Source organism: Mycolicibacter virginiensis (genome assembly GCF_022374935.2).
Lineage (GTDB): Bacteria > Actinomycetota > Actinomycetes > Mycobacteriales > Mycobacteriaceae > Mycobacterium > Mycobacterium virginiense.
Genome location: NZ_CP092430.2, coordinates 1,557,519 through 1,575,052, shown reverse-complemented (window position 1 = coordinate 1,575,052; position 17,534 = coordinate 1,557,519). Strand labels below are relative to the sequence as shown.

Sequence of the window (17,534 nt, the reverse complement as noted above, 5' to 3'; positions counted from 1 at the left end):
CGTCACAACCCCAGCGATCGTGCGATCAGCATCAGCTGTACCTCGGTGGTGCCCTCGCCGATCTCGAGGATCTTGCTGTCGCGGTAGTGCCGGGCCACCGGGTATTCGTTGATGAAGCCGTAGCCGCCGTGGATCTGTGTGGCGTCACGGGCGTTGTCCATCGCCGCTTCCGAGGAGATCATCTTGGCGATCGCCGCTTCCTTCTTGAACGGCTTGCCCGCCAACATCTTCGCGGCGGCGTCGTAGTAGGCGGTACGGGCGACGTGGGCACGTGCCTCCATCCGAGCGATCTTGAAGCTGATTGCCTGGTAGGAGCCGATGGTCTGGCCGAACGCCTCGCGCTCGCCGGCGTACTTGACGCTTTCGTCGACGCAGCCCTGCGCTACCCCGGTGGCGACCGCGGCGATCGCGATGCGGCCCTCGTCCAGGATGGACAGGAAGTTGGCGTAGCCCCGGCCTTCGTCACCGAGCAGGTTGGCTTGGGGGACGCGGGCGTCGGTGAAGGTGAGCGGGTGGGTGTCCGAGGCGTTCCAGCCGACCTTGTTGTAGGCCGGTTCCACGGTGAATCCCGGTGTGCCGGACGGCACGATGATGGTGGAGATGTCCTTCTTGCCGTCGGGCCGGGTTCCGGTTACCGCGGTGACGGTCACCAGTGAGGTGATGTCGGTACCGGAGTTGGTGATGAACTGCTTGGTGCCGTTGATGACCCACTCGTCGCCGTCGCGGCGGGCGGTGGTCCGGGTGCCGCCGGCATCGGAGCCGGCACCCGGCTCGGTCAGGCCGAATCCGGCCAGGCTGCGACCGGTCACCAGATCCGGCAGCCAGGTCTGCTTCTGTTCTTCGGAGCCGAACCGGTAGATCGGCATCGCCCCCAGGCCGACGCCGGCCTCCAGGGTCATCGCCACCGACTGGTCGACCTTGCCGAGTTCCTCCAGGGCGAGCGCCAGGGCGAAGTAGTCGCCGCCCATGCCGCCGTACTCCTCGGGAAACGGCAGCCCGAACAGCCCCATCTCCCCCATCTTGGCGATGACTTCGTAGGGGAAGCTGTGCTCTTCGTCGTGCTTGGCCGCCACCGGGGCGACGACGGTGCGGGCGAACTCGGCGACGGTGTCGCGCAGGTCCTGGTAGTGGCTCGGCAGGGTTCCTGCCTCGATGGTGGTCATGATTTCGCTTCCTCGGTCTCTTCCTCCGGGATCAGCCGCGCCAGCACCTGATCCACCTTCACTTGCTCGCCCACCGCTACCAACACCTGGACCCGGCCGGAGATCGGGGCGGTCAGGGTGTGCTCCATCTTCATCGCCTCGACTACGACCACGGGATCACCTTCGCTGACAGTCGATTCCGAGTCGGCACTGACGGCGATCACGGTGCCCGGCATCGGGCTGGCGATCTCGGCGCTGCGGGTCCCGCCGCCGCGGTGCACGCGTACCACTTCGGCCTCCCGCAGCTGCCAAGTTCCGCGTTCGTCGCTGATCCACAGTTGACCGTCGTTCTCGGCGAACAGGTAGCGGCGTTGCCGCCCGGCCACGGTCGCGATCAGTTGGTCGCCTTGCACATGGGCACTGGCGCTCTGGATCTCGCCGTCGCCGATCTGCACCTGCGCAGCGTCGGGCAGGCCCCACACCGACACCGTCTCGGTGCGCAGCGGGGTGTGCATCTCGGTGCGCACCGGCGCCGCCGCACCGATGCGCCATCCGCTCGGCATCCCCCACAGCGATTTCGGCGCGGTTTCTCCCGCTGAGCGGTGATTACCGCGCCGAGATCGCCCGGCGAGCTCCCACTGGCGGTAGAGGCCACCGGCGGCCAACACATCATCGGGGGCGGGCACCGGTGTGAAATCGCCTGACCGGGCGTCCAAAAGTTCGGTGTCCAGGTCACCGGCGACCACCCGCTCATCGGCCAGCAGGAACCGCAGGAACTCGACGTTGGTCTGCACCCCGAACACCGCGGTGCCGGCCAGCGCCGCATCCAGGCGCGCTAGTGCCTGCGCCCGGTCGCAACCGTGCGCGATCACCTTGGACAGCATCGGGTCGTAGTCGCTGCCGACGACGGTGCCGTCCTGCAACGACGAGTCCACCCGTACCCCCGCGCCGGTGGGTTCGTGTAGCGCCAGCACTCGCCCGCCGGTGGGCAGGAAGCCGCGGGCCGGGTCTTCGGCATACACCCGAGCTTCCACGGCGTGCCCGGTGAAGGTGATGTCGTCCTGGGTGAAGGACAGTTTCTCGCCGGCGGCCACCCGCACCTGCCACTCGACGAGGTCCAGGCCGGTGATCGCTTCGGTGACGGGGTGTTCGACCTGCAGTCGGGTGTTCATCTCCATGAAGAAGAACTCATCCGGGCGATCGGCGGAGACGATGAATTCCACGGTGCCGGCGCCGACGTAGTCGACGCTGCGCGCGGTGTTGCAGGCCGCCGTACCGATGCGGTCGCGGGTGGCGGCGTCCAGCAGCGGCGACGGCGCCTCCTCGATCACCTTTTGGTGGCGGCGCTGCAGGCTGCATTCGCGTTCGCCGAGGTGCACCACGTTGCCTTGGGTATCGGCAAGCACCTGCACCTCGATGTGACGCGGCCGCAGCACGAACCGCTCCAAGAACAGGGTGTCGTCGCCGAATGCCGAGGCGGCCTCGCGCCGTGCGGTGGCCAGCGCCGCGCGCAGCCCGGCCGGCTCTTCCACCAAGTGCATGCCCTTGCCTCCGCCGCCGGCCGAGGGCTTGATCAGCACCGGGTAGCCGATCTCGCCTGCCGCGGCCACCAGCTCGTCATCGGACAGACCGGGTTTGGCGATACCCGGAACCACCGGCACTTCAAACGCGGTGACGGTGTTCTTGGCGGAGATCTTGTCGCCCATCACCTCGATGGCCCGGGCCGGCGGCCCGATGAAGACCACTCCGGCCCGCTCGCAGGCGGCCGCGAATCCGGCGTTCTCGGAAAGGAATCCGTAGCCGGGGTGAATGGCCTGGGCGCCGGTCGCGGCGGCGGCTTCGAGCACTTTAGGTATCGACAGGTAGCTCTCCAGTACCGGTGCGGGCCCCAGGCGCACCGCGGTGTCAGCTTCGCGCACATGGCGCGCCCCGGCGTCGGCGTCGCTGTAGACGGCCACTGATCGGATGCCCATCCGGCGCAGGGTGCGGATCACCCGCACCGCGATCTCACCGCGGTTGGCTATCAAGACGGTTTTGAACATGGCTGAATTCATCTGGGTCACATCCGGAATACGCCGTAGGAGACCGGGTCCAAAGGCGCGTTCGAGCAGACCGAAAGCGCCAGTCCCAGCACTGTTCTGGTGTCGGCCGGGTCGATGATCCCGTCGTCCCACAACCGCGCGGTCGAGTAGTACGGGTTACCCTGCACCTCGTACTGCTCGCGGATCGGGGCCTTGAAGGCTTCCTCATCGGCCGCCGACCAAGGCCTGCCGGCGGCGTCGAGTTGATCGCTGCGCACGGTGGCCAGCACCGAGGCGGCCTGCTCGCCGCCCATCACCGAGATCCGGGCGTTGGGCCACATCCACAGGAACCGCGGCGAATACGCCCTCCCGCACATGGAGTAGTTTCCTGCCCCGTAGGACCCGCCGATCACGACGGTCAGCTTGGGCACGCGTGCACAGGCCACCGCGGTGACCATCTTGGCGCCGTGCTTGGCGATGCCACCGGCCTCGTAGTCGCGGCCGACCATGAACCCGGCGATGTTCTGCAGGAACACCAGGGGGATCGAGCGCTTGTCGCACAGTTCGATGAAGTGCGACCCTTTGACGGCGGATTCACCGAACAGCACTCCGTTGTTGGCGATGATGCCGACCGGGTGGCCGTGGATGCGCGCGAACGCGGTCACCAGGGTTTTGCCGTACTCGGCCTTGAACTCGCTGAACTCACTGCCGTCGACGAGCCGCACGATCACCTGGCGCACGTCGTAGGGCACCCGCGGGTCGGGGGGAACCACGTCGTAGAGCTCGGCCGGGTCATGCTGGGGCGGGACGGAGTCGCTGATATCCCAGGGGCTTTCGGGGCGCGGCCCGAAGGTCGCCGCGATCTGGCGCACGATGCGCAACGCGTGCTCGTCGTCATCGGCCAGATAGTCGGTGACCCCGGAGACCTTGGAGTGCAGCTCTCCGCCGCCGAGTTCTTCGGCGGTTACCACTTCGCCGGTGGCGGCCTTCACCAGCGGCGGTCCACCGAGGAAGATGGTCCCCTGCTCCCGAACGATGACGGCCTCATCGCTCATCGCCGGAACGTAGGCGCCGCCCGCGGTGCACGAACCGAGCACCGCCGCGATCTGCGGAATGCCAGCAGCGCTCATGGTGGCCTGGTTGAAGAAGATGCGGCCGAAGTGCTCACGGTCGGGGAAGACTTCGTCCTGGCGGGGCAGGAACGCTCCCCCGGAGTCCACCAGGTACAGGCAGGGCAGTCGGTTGCCCAGTGCCACCTCTTGGGCGCGCAGGTGTTTTTTGACCGTCACCGGGTAGTAGGTGCCGCCCTTGACGGTGGCGTCATTGGCGACGATCACGCATTCGCGGCCGGACACCCGCCCGATGCCGGTGATGATCCCCGCGCCGGGGCACTCGTCGTCGTACATCCCGTCGGCGGCCAGCGGCGCCAGTTCCAGGAACGGGCTGCCGGGGTCCAGCAGTCGGTCAACGCGGTCGCGGGGCAACAGTTTTCCGCGCGCCACATGGCGCTGGCGGGACTGCTCGTTGCCGCCGAGCGCGGCCGCCGCCAGCTTGGTCTTGAGTTCAGCGACCAACCGCCGGTGTTCGTCAGCGAATGCCGGTGCGGTCATGACAGCATCGAAAGATCCAGCGAGGCATCGGTTTTCGCGACGACTTCCTCGACGGTGACGCCCGGGGCGGTCTCGATCAGCTGCAGGCCGTCCTCGATGACGTCGATGACGGCCAGGTCGGTGATGATCCGGTTGACGCAGCGGGCACCGGTGAGCGGCAGTGTGCACTGCTCGACGATCTTGGCGCTGCCGTCTTTGGCGGCGTGTTCCATCATCACGATCACCCGGCGCGCTCCGTGCACCAGGTCCATCGCCCCGCCCATGCCCTTGATCATCTTGCCGGGGATCATCCAGTTGGCCAGGTCGCCGGCGGCCGAAACCTGCATGGCGCCAAGGACCGCCACGTCGAGGTGGCCACCGCGGATGACTCCGAACGATGCCGACGACGAGAAGAAGGATGCGCCGGGCAAGGTGGTGACGGTTTCCTTGCCGGCGTTGATCAGGTCGGCGTCGAGGTCTTCGCGCAGCGGGTAGGGACCGACCCCGAGGATTCCGTTCTCCGAGTGCAAGACCACGCTGACACCGTCGGGGATGTGGTTGGGAATCAAAGTGGGCAGTCCGATGCCGAGGTTGACGTACTGGCCGTCGCGCAGCTCGGCGGCCACCCGTGCGGCCAACTCGTCTCTTGTCAGGGTCATGACGCGCGCACCGTCTCCCGCTCGATTCGCTTGATCGGATTGGGCACGTGCACCACCCGGTGCACGAAGACTCCCTGGGTGTGCACCTCGGCGGGGCAGATCTCACCGGGCTCGACCAGGTGCTCGACCTCGGCGATGGTGATCCGGCCGGCCGCAGCGCAGTCCGGGTTGAAGTTGGCGGCGGCCTCGCGGTAGACGAGGTTGCCGTGCCGGTCGCCTTTCCAGGCGTGCACCAGCGCGAAGTCGGTGCGGATCGCCCGCTCCAGGACATAGGTTCGGCCGTCGAACTCTCGGGTCTCTTTCGGCGGCGATGCCACGGCCACTCCGCCGGCGCCGTCGTAGCGCCACGGCAAACCTCCGTCGGCAACCTGGGTGCCCACGCCGGTGGGCGTGTAGAACGCCGGGATGCCGGCGCCGCCGGCACGCAGCCGCTCGGCGAGGGTGCCCTGCGGGGTCAGCTCCACCTCGAGCTCACCGGAGAGGAATTGGCGGGCGAATTCCTTGTTCTCGCCCACGTAGGAGCTGACGGTGCGGCGGATGCGCTTGTGCTCCAACAGCACACCGAGCCCGACGCCGTCGACACCGCAGTTGTTCGACACCGTCTCCAGATCGGTGACCCCGAGCTGTAGCAGGGCCTCGATCAATGCCTCTGGGATGCCGCAGAGCCCGAACCCGCCCACAGCTAGTGACGCGCCGTCGGTCACGTCGGCCACGGCCTCTGCCGCCGTCGCCACGACCTTGTCTATCGCCACTCGCGCCTCCTCATTTCAGTTAATTTCCATTAACTGATGCCAGAGAATACCATTCTCGAGCGGCCCTGTCAGCCGCCGGCCAAATGCTCGATCGCCTGCTGGCGCATCTCGTCCTTGCGGACCTTGCCGGTGACCGTCATCGGAAACTCGGTCACGACCCGCACGTACCGCGGCACCTTGAAGTGTGCGAGCCGGCCGGTGCAGAACTCCCGCAGCCGCTCGACGGTCAGCGGCGGCGCTCCGTCGCGCATCATCACCACCGCCATCAGCTCCTCGCCGTAGGTTTCGTCGGGCACGCCGATGACCTGGGCGTCGCGGATGTCGGGGTGGGTGTAGAGGAATTCCTCGATCTCGCGCGGGTAGATGTTCTCCCCGCCGCGGATCACCATGTCCTTGATCCGCCCGGTGATGCGCACGTAGCCGTCGCCGTCCATCACGGCCAGATCCCCGGTGTGCATCCAACCTTCGGCGTCGATGGCCGCCGCGGTCTTGTCCGGGTCGTTCCAGTAGCCGGTCATCACCGAGTAGCCGCGGGTGCACAGCTCGCCGACCTGCCCGCGCGGCACCGTCGCACCGGTGACCGCGTCGGTGAGCTTGATCTCCAGGTGCGGGCCGACCTGCCCGACGGTCTCGACTCGCTGCACCAGCGAGTCTGCACTGCGGGTTTGGGTTGACACCGGGGAGGTCTCGGTCATGCCGTAACAGATCGCGACCCCGGCCATGTGCATGTCGTCGATGACCCGTCGCATCACCTCGGCCGGACACGGCGATCCCGCCATGATCCCGGTGCGCAGGCTGGTGAGGTCGTATTCGCCGAAGTCCGCCAGGCCGAGCTCAGCGATGAACATCGTCGGCACCCCGTAGAGGCTGGTGCAGCCCTCGTCCTGCACGGCCCGCAGCGTCGCCGCCGGATCGAAACCGGGCCCCGGCAAGACGATGGCCGCGCCGTGACTGGTCGCCGCCAGGCTCCCCATCACCAGTCCGAAGCAGTGATACAGCGGCACCGGAAGGCAGATCCGGTCCGTTTCGGTGTAGCCGAGCAGCTCGCCGACCAGGTAGCCGTTGTTGAGGATGTTGCGGTGACTGAGCGTCGCACCCTTGGGGTAACCCGTTGTGCCCGAGGTGTATTGGATATTGATCGGATCCTGAGCATGCAGTGTCGCGGCCACCTGCGTCAGCGCCTTCGAATCAATCGGCGTGCCGGCCAGCTCCTGCCACCGGGAGCCGCCGATGAACACCGCCTCGCGCAGATCCGGACATTCGGGGCCCACCTCCCGCAGCATTCCGGCGTAGTCGGAAGTCTTGAAACGCTCCGCCGAGATGACCATCGCGACCCCGGACTGCTTGAGCGCAAAGGCCAGTTCGTGGGAGCGGTAGGCGGGATTGATGTTGACCAGAACCGCACCGATCTCGGCGGTGGCGTACTGGGTCAGCACCCATTCAGCGCAGTTGGGCGCCCAGATGCCCACCCGATCCCCGGTGCTGATGCCGGCCTGCAGCAGGCCGGTCGCCAGGCCACGCACACCAGCTAGCAGCTCGGCGTAGCTCCAGCGCCGACCCGACGGAACGTCAACCAACGCATCGCGTTCGGGAAATACGCCGGCGATCGCCGCGAGAGTGGCGCCGATCGTCGTCTCCAACAGGGCGGGCTGGTCCTCGCCGCGGGCGTAGGACAAGTCGTTCTGCGCCGCGGGTACCGCAGTTGCCATCGGCCCCTCCACCGGTGCCGCCCGAAGCCGGATGTGTTCCGCGGCGGCGGGTGTTACGTTAGTGGCCATTAACTGAGATGTCCACGACGGAGCGGAGACGTGATGGCTTCTTCCATTCCGGAGTCCATCTCGGCCAACTCGGCGGGCAACGACGAGCCGGCCAACCGGCGCAGCCGACTGAAGTCCGACCGGCGTAGCCAGTTGCTCGCGGCCGCCGAACGCCTCTTCGCCCAGGGCGGCTACCCGGCGGTGCGGTTGGAGGACATCGGTGCGGCCGCAGGAGTCAGCGGCCCGGCCATCTACCGGCACTTCGCAGGCAAGGAGGCCCTGCTGGTCGAGTTGCTCGTCGGTATCAGCACCCGGTTGCTCGCCGGGGCGCGCGCCGTCGAAGCGGGTGGCGATAGTCCGCAGGAAGTGCTGGACGGCCTGGTCGATTTTCATCTCGATTTCGCCCTCGGCGAGCCGGACCTGATCCGGATCCAGGACCGTGACTTGGCGCATCTGCCGGCCGCCGCGCAGCGTCAGGTGCGCAGCGCCCAGCGGCAGTACGTCGAAGTGTGGGTGAGCGTGTTGCGCGCGCTGCACCCAGAGCTGGCCGAAGCCGATGCACGGTTGATGGCCCACGCCGCGTTCGGTTTGCTGAATTCGACCCCGCACAGCATGAAGCCCAGTGGCGCCAAGTCGGCCGGCCCGGAGCGCTCGCGAGCGGTGTTGCGGGCGATGACTATCAGCGCGCTGGGCGCGGCCGGAATTTAGGACGGCGCGCCGACGTCCCGGCCGCAGACGCCCGGCGCAGGTACCCTGCAAGCCATGAGGTGGGCATGACCGATCCGTATCGACCGGAGGGCACAAATCAGCCCTGGCAGCGAGGTGGAGCGTCTGAGCCGCCGACTTCCGGCTATCCGCCCTACGTCGACCCGGCCTACGCCGGACAGCTCCCGTCGTACCCGTCCGGTTATCCGCCGCAGGCTCCCCACCCGACCGAGCAATTGCCGCGGCAGCACTGGGAGGCGCCCCAGCCCCCTCCGGGTGAACCCGTAGGCGGCGGCGAGGGTGGACCGCCGGAGCCTCCGCGGTTTCCGAACTGGCTGTTCCTGGTGGCCGGTGCCGCCGTGTTGCTGGTGGTCGGCATGGTGATCGCCCTAGTGATCGCCAATGGCTCGCAGCGCAATTCGGCCACCGTCACGCCGGTGACCCCGTTGCCGACCGCCCCGAGCACGCCGGTGCCCAAGCGCATCCCCACCACCACTCCGTCGCCGTCGAAGACCCCCGCGCCCAGCACCACAACCACGGCGCCGCCGACGACGTCGACCACCGCCGGGGTGCCCGAGACGATCGTCTACAGCGTGAGCGGGACCGGTCGGGCGCTGAGCATCGCCTACATCGATTCCGGCGGGATTTTGCAGACCGAGTTCAATGTGTCCCTGCCGTGGACCAAGCAGGTGACATTGACGCCACCGGCGACGACGGCTGCGGCGGTCACGGTGGTCAATTTCGGCGAGCAGATCACCTGCTCGGTATCGGTGGACGGCGCCCAGGTCCGTCAGCGCACCGGTTCGATTCTCACGGTGTGCGCGGCAGCTGGCTAAGGCGATCGCAAGCGCGGCGAAGCCGGGCGAAGCGGATCGCCGTCAAACCCTGCTGACCCGCACCGGCAGCAGCGCCAGCAGACCGAGCAGCAGGACGGTGCACAGTCCGCCCATGCCCGCCCGGTCGGCGCCGAAGACGTCGACGAAGACCGAGAACAGCCACGGCGCCAGGAACGACACCGCCCGACCGGTCATCGTGTAGAGGCCGAACGCCACCCCTTCGAACCCCTCCCGTCCTTCTTGGGCCATCCGCAGCAGCAGGGTGCGCGCCGAGGACTGGGTCGGCCCGATGAACAGACACAGCACCAGCCCGCAGGCCCAGAACGCCCCTGGGCCCGACAGCGTCATCAACGTGGTGCCGGCGGCGATCATCGCCACTAGTGAGCCGACGATGACGGTCTTGGACCCGATCCGGTCGTCGAGCAGGCCCCCGGCGATGGCCCCGAGTGCGGCCACCACGCTGGCGGCCACCCCGAAGATGAGCACGTCGCCGGCCGAGATGCCGTAGACGTTGACGCCGAGCACCGCACCGAACGCGAACACCCCGGCCAGCCCGTCACGGAAGATCGCGCTAGCCACCAGATAGAAGACCAGGTTGCGGTCGCGGTGCCATTCCGCGGTGATGTCGCGCCACAACTGGCGGTAGCCGCCGAAGAAGCCCAGCCGCGGGGCAGGCGCCTCGCTCTCGCCGGCCAAGCGGTGCGCGGTGAGCAGTAACGGCAACGCGAACACCGTCAGCCAGGCCGCGGCCAGCAGCATCGCCACCCGAATGTTGTGTCCGCCTTCGGTGGACAAGCGCAGCAGACCGCGGGTGGGGCCGCTGCCGGCGATGCAGCCCACGTAGACCAGCAGCAGCAACACCACGCTGCCGGCATAGCCCGCCGCCCAGCCGAATCCGGAGATCCGGCCGGAGTTCTGCGGGGTCGACAGCTGCCGCAGCATGGCGTTGTAGGGCACGCTGGCCAGGTCGCCGCACGCGGCGGTCAGCGCCAACAGCAACAGTCCCGGAGCCAGGTAGGCGGGCTCGTCACGGATCAGGCTCATCGAGGCGGTCAACACAGCCGCGGTACCGGTCAGCACCGCCAGCGTCACGCGACGGCGGTGCGGGGCGGCCACCCAGACCCCGATCACCGGCGCGACCGCGGCCACGGTCAGCCCGGAGATGGCCAGGGTGCGGCCCAGCCAGCTGGCCGGGGACACCTCTCCAGGCAGCTCTCGACCGACACTGCTGGTCAGATACACCGAGTAGACGAACGTCACGACGATGGCGGAAATGCCGGCCGCACCGGTGTCCCACAGGGCCCACGCCACGATCCGGGATCGCCCCGGCTTGTCCGCCCCCGGCTCTCCCATGACTCGCACTCTACGATTGCCCCATGCCAATTCCTGCTCCCAGCCCAGATGCCCGCGCTGTCGTCACCGGAGCGTCCCAGGGAATCGGTGAGGCGCTGGCCACCGAGCTGGCCGCCCGCGGCCACGCCCTGATCATCACCGCACGCCGCGAAGACGTGCTCAACGACGTGGCGGCGCGGCTGCGTGACAAGTACCAGGTCGCGGTCGAGGTACGCGCGGTCGACCTCGCCGACCCGCCGGCACGGGACGCGTTCTGCGCCGAGTTGGCCGAGCGGGAGATCTCGGTGCTGTGCGCCAACGCCGGCACCGCGACATTCGGACCGATCTCCGGCCTGGACCCGGCAGCGGAGAAGGCCCAGGTGCAGCTGAACGCGGTGGCGGTGCACGACCTGGTGTTGGCGGTGCTGCCCGGCATGCTCGCACGCCGCGCCGGCGGCATCTTGATCTCCGGTTCGGCGGCCGGCAACTCACCGATCCCCAACAACGCCACCTACGCCGCGACCAAGGCTTTCGCCAACACGTTCAGCGAGTCGCTGCGCGGCGAGCTGCTGAAGTCCGGGGTGCACGTCACGTTGCTGGCGCCCGGACCGGTACGCGCCGAGATGCCTGATGCCACCGAGGCCTCGTTGGTTGACCGGCTGATCCCGGATTTCTTGTGGATCTCCACCCAACACACCGCGAAACTGTCGCTGGATGCGTTGGCGCGCAACAAGATGCGCGTCGTACCCGGGATCACCTCCAAGGCCATGTCGATGGCGAGCGGTTACGCGCCGCGCGCCATCGTCACGCCCATTGTGGGGGCGGTCTACAAAAAGCTCGGCGGGGGTTAACGCCTGGTGGTTGTCAGCCCGGACTGAACATTCGGGCTAGCACGGTGCTCAGCCGGACCCATACAGATATTTGCCCACCTCTGAGCGACACCGGGCAACGGACTTCGTCGGCGTACCCGTCGTTGTCGCTCAAAGCCGGGCAACTGCTGCTATCCAACGCCGATGATGCGCCGGGCAGCCCTCACCGCCGACGGCGGCCGGTACCCATTGCGCCGCGGGTGATCTGACCGACCACCACGGTGGTGACAGCGCGTGTCACCTGCTTTCCCTCCCGGGTGGAGAGGAAGTGGGCGAGCCAGCGACCGAACCGCGTCCACCAGTGCACTTTCGGTGGCGGCGGCACACCGTCGTACCCCTGGGCGTCGGAGGGCGGCGCACTGCCCTCCCCCGCCGCGAGCTTGCCGGACAAGATCTCATAGGCCGACTCCCGATCCACCGTCTCGCTGTAGACGGCGTGCAGCGGGCTCGCGGTGGCCGCGGCGGTGATCGCCGCATCGCCGACGGAGGCCATCAGTGATCGCGGCGCCCGCAGTCGCGTCCAGGCGACCGGGGTCGGGGCACCCTTCTCCGACAGGACGGTGACGATCGCCTCGCCGATCCCCAGCGACGTCAGCGCCGACTCCAGGTCATACACCTTCGTTTTCGGGTAGGTGCGCACCGTTTTGCTCAGCGCCGCCTGATCATCGGGGGTGAACGCCCGCAACGCGTGCTGGATCCGGGCGCCCAGCTGCGACAGCACGCTGTTGGGCACATCGGTGGGCAACTGAGTGCAGAAGAACACTCCGACGCCCTTGGAGCGGATCAGCTTCACGGTCTGTTCGACCTGCTGCAAGAACGCCTTCGAGGCGTCGGTGAACAGCAGGTGCGCCTCGTCGAAGAAGAACACCAGCTTGGGCTTGTCGACGTCGCCGACCTCAGGAAGCAGCGTGAACAGGTCGGCGAGCACCCACATCAAGAAGGTGGAGAACAACACCGGGCGGGCGGCTTGATCACCCAGTTCCAGCAGCGAGATGATGCCGCGGCCCTGGCTGTCGGTGCGCAGCAAGTCCTCCGGTTTGAGCTCCGGCTCACCGAAGAAGGTGTCGCCGCCTTCGGCCTCCAGATTGACCAGGGCACGCAGGATCACCCCCGCGGTCTGAGCCGATACTCCGCCGATGTTCTTGAGCTGGGGTTTTCCGGCGTCGCTGGTCAAAAACGTGATGACCGAACGCAAATCCTTCAGGTCCAGCAGCAGATAACCGTTCTGGTCTGCCCAGTGGAAGATCAGCCCGAGGGTCGACTCCTGGGTGCTGTTGAGCCCCAAGACCTTCGACAACAGGATGGGTCCGAAGCTGGAAATGGTGGCGCGCACCGGGATTCCGAGACCGCCGGTGCCCAGCGACAGGAACTCCGCCGGGAACGCCGTCGGCGTCCAGTCGTCGCCGGTCTCGGTGGCGCGCTGGGTGATCTTGTCCCCGGCCTCCCCTGCCCGCGACAGCCCGGACAGGTCGCCCTTGACGTCGGCCATCAGCACCGGGACACCGGCGGCGGACAGCTGCTCGGCGATCACCTGCAAGGTCTTGGTCTTGCCGGTGCCGGTGGCGCCGGCCACCAATCCGTGGCGGTTGATCGTGGCCAGCGGGATGCGGACCTGGGCGGAGGCGTCTGCGGTGTCGTCGATGACGACCGTGCCCAGCTCCAGGGCCTGGCCGTCTGCGACATAGCCCGCCGCGATCTGCTGCGCGGCGTTCGCCGCCGACTCGGGACTCACAGGTCACGACATTACTTGGCCGGTCTGTACCGCTGTGCGCCTATGGCTGCGGTGAACGGCTAACGTTGGCTCACTGTGAGTGCTGCACGAGACGAACTCGTCTGGATCGACTGTGAGATGACCGGCCTGGATCTGGGCTCGGACAAGCTCATCGAGATCGCTGCCCTGGTCACCGACGGCGAGCTGAACATCCTGGGCGACGGTATCGACGTGGTGATCCACGCCGACGACGCGGACCTGGACGCGATGAGCCCTGTGGTGACCGACATGCACACCCGGTCGGGCCTGATTGACGAGGTCAGAGCGTCGACCGTCGACCTGGCCACCGCCGAGGCGATGGTGCTGGACTACATCCGCACCCACGTCAAGCAGGCCAGGACGGCGCCGCTGGCGGGCAACTCGATCGGCACCGATCGGGGTTTCCTGGCCCGCGACATGGTCGCCCTCAACGACTACCTGCACTACCGGATGATCGACGTCAGCTCGATCAAGGAGTTGTGTCGTCGGTGGTACCCCCGGATCTACTTCGGCCAGCCGGAGAAGGGCCTGGCGCACCGCGCACTGGCCGATATCCACGAGTCCATCCGGGAATTGAAGTACTACCGCCGCACCGCGTTCGTCGCCCCGCCCGGGCCTTCTACCAGCGACATTGCCGCGGTGGCCGGGGAGCTGGGTCCGCCGGTGGACGCGCCCGACGATATCGATTCGGTGGCTGAGCGCCCTAGCGGTTAGTATCGACGACGCTGCTTGCTAGTCGGGCAGCAATGGTGGCTGTAGTTCAGTTGGTAGAGCACCAGGTTGTGATCCTGGGTGTCGCGGGTTCGAGTCCCGTCAGCCACCCCAACAGGTCGGGCCCCCTTTCGAGGGGGCCTGACTCGTTTCTGCAGTATGCCGCAGAATCCCGCGTGAGTTCCCACCCTCCTCGGCCGCCGGGCCAGATCTCATCGAGCCTTGTGCACAGATCGCATGCCGAGCGGTGTCGTTCGTGATGTGCCACCGTATGTCCCAACTACGAACCCTGGAGGATGTCAGAGTGTTTGCTGTGCGGATGTTGACCGGAGTGGGTACAGCGTTTGTCGCCACCTTGATGGCCGTGGCGCCCCCAGTCCATGCGGACTACGACAGCTTCTACAAGTACCTCGAGGACCACGGCACGATGCGGTTCGAGTTCCCCGGTGGACTGTTCGCGAACGCCACGCAGATGTGTCAGATGCTTCGCGGCGGGGCTTCGCCGGATGATGTTCGACGTATGCCGTTCGGCGCCATGGATGTTGCGGGCGTGCTGGATGCCGCCCAGCATGAGATCTGCCCCGACACGCTTCGATAGGGGATTCTCCGTCCGCACAGACGGCAATTCGCTGCCAGTCCCCTGGACCTATCAGGCGTCGAGCAGCCAGGGCAGTTCGAGATCCCCGACCGACTGGTCGGGCGCGAACAGGTTGACGCCTGCGGCGAGCAGCCCCCACGGGTCAGAGAACTCCGAGGCACCAGGCAGCGGCAGCGGCGGGTCAGTCGGCTCGATCACGCCCGATCCGGTCAGGAACGCAACGCCCCGGGCCAGTGCAACGCTCGTGTCGACCACCAGACCGCCAACGAAATCGTTGATCTGCTGGGCGAATTGGGCCAGTCCACTGATCAGGAAGATGTCCTGATCGACGATCGATTGCAGGAGCTTGTCGATCTCGGTGACGACCAGATTGAGCCCGTACGGGATGGAGGTGACAACCGTGCGGATGGCCAGTTCGATGTCGTTACCGATATTGGGGTAGCCGTAATTCGCGAGCGCGGCGAGGAGCGCCTGCTTGAGGTCCGCGGGCGTGACGATGCTGTTCAGGATGGAGGGGTCGTTCGCCATCGAGACGCCGTCGAAGTCCGACCGCATCGGGACTCCGAACAGCGACAGGATCGTGGGCGTGATGTCGACGGTGGAGTAGTTCAGGTTCTGGCTGCCGTCGGTGGCGTGATCACCAGCCTGGTCGAAGATGACGAAAGATGATGTCTCGTTGGGCGATTGGAAGCCGTGACCCAAGATGTCGTGCGACTGCTGGTGGCCGTGGTCGGTGGTGATGATGATCGACCAGTCGTCACCGGTGATCGCCTTGACCTGCGCGACCGCGGCCAGGATCTGCTGGATGTTGGCGCCCACGTTCACGACCGCTTGGGCGTATTCGGCCGACCCGCCACCGAATGCATGCCCGGCCTCGTCGACCTGCACTTGGTAGGAGAACAGGAAGTTGGAGATGTCGTCGGGGTTGTCCGCGGTCGCCAGGATCTGGGCGATGGTCTGCGAGGTGACCAGCGCGTCGGCATCGGCCCAGTTGGTCTCGAAGGGCACGAAGACGTTGTTGTCGACCGGGTAGCCGCCGGCGGCAGCGATGTCGTTGATGTAGTCCCAGTCGGCGATCACCGTGGTGTTGATCTCGGGCTTGTAGTACTCGAGAAGGTTGAACACCGTCGGCCACTGGTTATACGGCTCGGGGCTGAACAGGTTGTTGGTCACACCGTGCTTGTCGTCCCACACCCCGGTCAAAATCGTCGACCATGATGGGCCGGAGAAGGTGGTGTGGTTAACCAGGCTCGCAGTTCCGGTAATGCCTTGGTCCATCGCGGTTTTGAAGCCGCTGCCGTCGTTGTAGGCGTACTCCAGGATCTTGTCCAGGTTGGTGCCGTCGGTACCGATCAGCAGCACGTGCTCGGCGGCCAACATCCAGTCGGCAGTCACCGCCGACAGCCCCGTCTGCGCCCCGACCACCGCCCCCGTTCCGGCAACCAAGCCGGCGACGGTCGCACCGCACAGAAACCGCTTCACCTTTGTCACGATCGGATTCCCTCGTCGAAGTTTTGCGCGAGACTGCCCGGCGACCCTAGCAATCGCACAGACAATGCTCAGGGTTTTAGAGGAATTCACCCTTGCGCCCCGTGCTGTCGCCGCTACTGCTCTTCCCGGTGATCGGACAGCCGCTCTGTGACCTGTTGGAACCCGATTTGGCCGACCTGGACGTGGTCCGCCGTCCAGCAAGCACTCCACGATCGCGCCCAGCAAGGTCGCCAGAACGCGATCAGCGGCCCATTCCAGCCCTGGTCGGCCCTCACACCGCTGGCCGAGGCCGCCCAGGCTGATTTCATCGATGCGGTGTCGGCAATCGTTGCCGTGTTCGGGATTTTGTGACCTAGCGAACACTCGCACATTACGTTTGCGGCGACCGGTGTCAACTAGCGAGCTGACCTCGCCCGACGGCTGCGCGACCCGCGACGGCCCAACCGCTAGGCAGCGACTTGGGGCGCGCCATTGCGCGCGCCGGGTTGATGTCGAGGTAACGTTTTGGTTACGGTGCCCTGCGTGCTCACGCAAGGACTAGTAGATCTGCGCATGAAATCCTCGGTTCTGGCCGCGACGACTCTGTTGCCGGCCGCCGTGTTCTTGGCTGGCGGCGTCGGTGCCGAGCCGGGAAACAACGACGAACCACCCCCTCCGGCCGCCGCCGATGTGCCGCCGCCGCCCGAGGACGCGCCACCTCCACCTCCGGAAGACGCACCTCCCCCGCCACCTGAGGACGGACCACTTCCGCCCCCGGAAGACGCACCTCCCCCACCACCCGAGGACGCACCTCCCCCGCCACCCGAAGACGGGCCACCACCGCCGCCCGAAGACATTCCGCCCCCTCCGCAGGACTGGGGACCGCCCGTACCTGATCTGGTGACCAATTGGTCCATGCCGGCGCCGCACGCGCTGCCGCCCGGGATCGTCAACGAGCGCGGCATGCAGGTCAAGACGATCCTCGTCGCGCGCAGCATCAGCGAAGCGTTCCCGCAGATTCACGACATGATCGGGGTGCGTCCCGATGGTCAGCGCTGGCACCCGTCCGGACTAGCCATCGACGTGATGATTCCCAACGCCGGCAGCCCGGAGGGCATCGCGTTGGGAGACGAGATCGTCGCGTACGTCCGGCAGAACGCCGGTCGGTTCGCCATGCAGGACGCGATCTGGCGCGGCACCTATTACACACCGGCCGGGCCCAGCGGTGGCGGCAACGGCCACTACGACCACGTGCACATCACCACGTTCGGCGGGGGTTATCCCAACGGCAACGAGGAGTACCTGCGCGAGGAAGCCGGACCGCCTCCATCCTGACGGCGCCT

The 17,534-nt window shown here is 67.1% G+C and carries 15 protein-coding genes and 1 tRNA gene; 7 read left to right on the top strand and 9 right to left on the bottom strand.

Translation table 11 applies throughout. The features are described 5' to 3' along the window. Positions 1-2: 2 nt before the first annotated feature. From MJO54_RS07745 to MJO54_RS07720, 6 genes are all read right to left on the bottom strand, one after another. Positions 3-1,163: an acyl-CoA dehydrogenase family protein gene (locus MJO54_RS07745; RefSeq protein WP_105294793.1), complete on the bottom strand. Its 1,161-nt coding sequence runs from the start codon at positions 1,161-1,163 to the stop codon at positions 3-5. Next, on the bottom strand, positions 1,160-3,184 hold the full coding sequence (locus MJO54_RS07740) for an acetyl/propionyl/methylcrotonyl-CoA carboxylase subunit alpha (RefSeq protein WP_046283825.1): 2,025 nt from the start codon (positions 3,182-3,184) through the stop codon (positions 1,160-1,162). Before MJO54_RS07740 ends, MJO54_RS07745 begins: the two co-directional genes overlap by 4 nt. Positions 3,185-3,201: 17 nt before the next feature. Then, positions 3,202-4,773, bottom strand: a complete 1,572-nt coding sequence (locus MJO54_RS07735) for a carboxyl transferase domain-containing protein (protein WP_046283791.1) — start codon at positions 4,771-4,773, stop codon at positions 3,202-3,204. Beyond that, complete coding sequence (locus MJO54_RS07730; RefSeq protein ID WP_046283792.1) at positions 4,770-5,411, bottom strand: 3-oxoacid CoA-transferase subunit B; 642 nt, start codon at positions 5,409-5,411, stop codon at positions 4,770-4,772. Before MJO54_RS07730 ends, MJO54_RS07735 begins: the two co-directional genes overlap by 4 nt. After that, positions 5,408-6,157, bottom strand: coding sequence for a CoA transferase subunit A (locus tag MJO54_RS07725; protein ID WP_046283826.1), 750 nt, complete (start codon positions 6,155-6,157; stop codon positions 5,408-5,410). The genes MJO54_RS07730 and MJO54_RS07725 overlap by 4 nt, the downstream gene beginning before the upstream one ends. 74 nt (positions 6,158-6,231) lie before the next feature. Next, positions 6,232-7,872 (bottom strand): AMP-binding protein, encoded by a 1,641-nt coding sequence (locus MJO54_RS07720; protein WP_046283793.1) that lies wholly within the window; start codon positions 7,870-7,872, stop codon positions 6,232-6,234. Between the two features lie 102 nt (positions 7,873-7,974). On the opposite strand from MJO54_RS07720, the gene MJO54_RS07715 reads away from it, so the two are divergent. Together MJO54_RS07715 and MJO54_RS07710 are read left to right on the top strand one after the other, a co-directional pair. Continuing rightward, positions 7,975-8,628, top strand: coding sequence for an SACE_7040 family transcriptional regulator (locus MJO54_RS07715; protein WP_046283794.1), 654 nt, complete (start codon positions 7,975-7,977; stop codon positions 8,626-8,628). Positions 8,629-8,693: 65 nt separating this feature from the next. Continuing rightward, positions 8,694-9,461 carry an MmpS family transport accessory protein gene (locus MJO54_RS07710; protein ID WP_046283827.1) on the top strand — a complete coding sequence of 256 codons (768 nt, stop codon included), beginning with the start codon at positions 8,694-8,696 and terminating at the stop codon, positions 9,459-9,461. 42 nt (positions 9,462-9,503) lie between these two features. On the opposite strand, the gene MJO54_RS07705 is transcribed toward MJO54_RS07710, so the two are convergent. Beyond that, positions 9,504-10,814 (bottom strand): MFS transporter, encoded by a 1,311-nt coding sequence (locus MJO54_RS07705; RefSeq protein ID WP_046283795.1) that lies wholly within the window; start codon positions 10,812-10,814, stop codon positions 9,504-9,506. Between the two features lie 23 nt (positions 10,815-10,837). On the opposite strand from MJO54_RS07705, the gene cmrA reads away from it, so the two are divergent. Next, positions 10,838-11,644, top strand: a complete 807-nt coding sequence (gene cmrA / locus MJO54_RS07700) for a mycolate reductase (RefSeq protein WP_046283796.1) — start codon at positions 10,838-10,840, stop codon at positions 11,642-11,644. A 181-nt stretch (positions 11,645-11,825) separates the two neighbouring features. Here cmrA and MJO54_RS07695 read toward each other — a convergent pair whose 3' ends face one another. Beyond that, positions 11,826-13,394 carry a helicase HerA-like domain-containing protein gene (locus tag MJO54_RS07695; RefSeq protein WP_105294794.1) on the bottom strand — a complete coding sequence of 523 codons (1,569 nt, stop codon included), beginning with the start codon at positions 13,392-13,394 and terminating at the stop codon, positions 11,826-11,828. Between the two features lie 75 nt (positions 13,395-13,469). Between MJO54_RS07695 and orn the strand changes: the two genes are divergently transcribed. The 3 genes from orn (at position 13,470) to MJO54_RS07680 (ending at position 14,721) form a co-directional block, all read left to right on the top strand. Further along, entirely contained in the window at positions 13,470-14,126 is a 657-nt protein-coding gene (gene orn / locus MJO54_RS07690; protein ID WP_082108168.1) for an oligoribonuclease, read from the top strand. Between the two features lie 35 nt (positions 14,127-14,161). Next, positions 14,162-14,237, top strand: a tRNA-His gene (locus MJO54_RS07685). A gap of 190 nt (positions 14,238-14,427) precedes the next feature. Continuing rightward, positions 14,428-14,721: a DUF732 domain-containing protein gene (locus MJO54_RS07680; protein WP_164518063.1), complete on the top strand. Its 294-nt coding sequence runs from the start codon at positions 14,428-14,430 to the stop codon at positions 14,719-14,721. A 51-nt stretch (positions 14,722-14,772) separates the two neighbouring features. Here MJO54_RS07680 and MJO54_RS07675 read toward each other — a convergent pair whose 3' ends face one another. Next, entirely contained in the window at positions 14,773-16,212 is a 1,440-nt protein-coding gene (locus MJO54_RS07675; protein ID WP_064887604.1) for an alkaline phosphatase family protein, read from the bottom strand. Positions 16,213-16,764: 552 nt separating this feature from the next. Here MJO54_RS07675 and MJO54_RS07670 point away from each other — a divergent pair. Further along, a complete protein-coding gene (locus MJO54_RS07670) occupies positions 16,765-17,526 on the top strand; it encodes a VldE C-terminal domain-containing protein (protein WP_205843415.1) in 762 nt (253 codons plus the stop codon). Positions 17,527-17,534 lie beyond the last annotated feature (8 nt).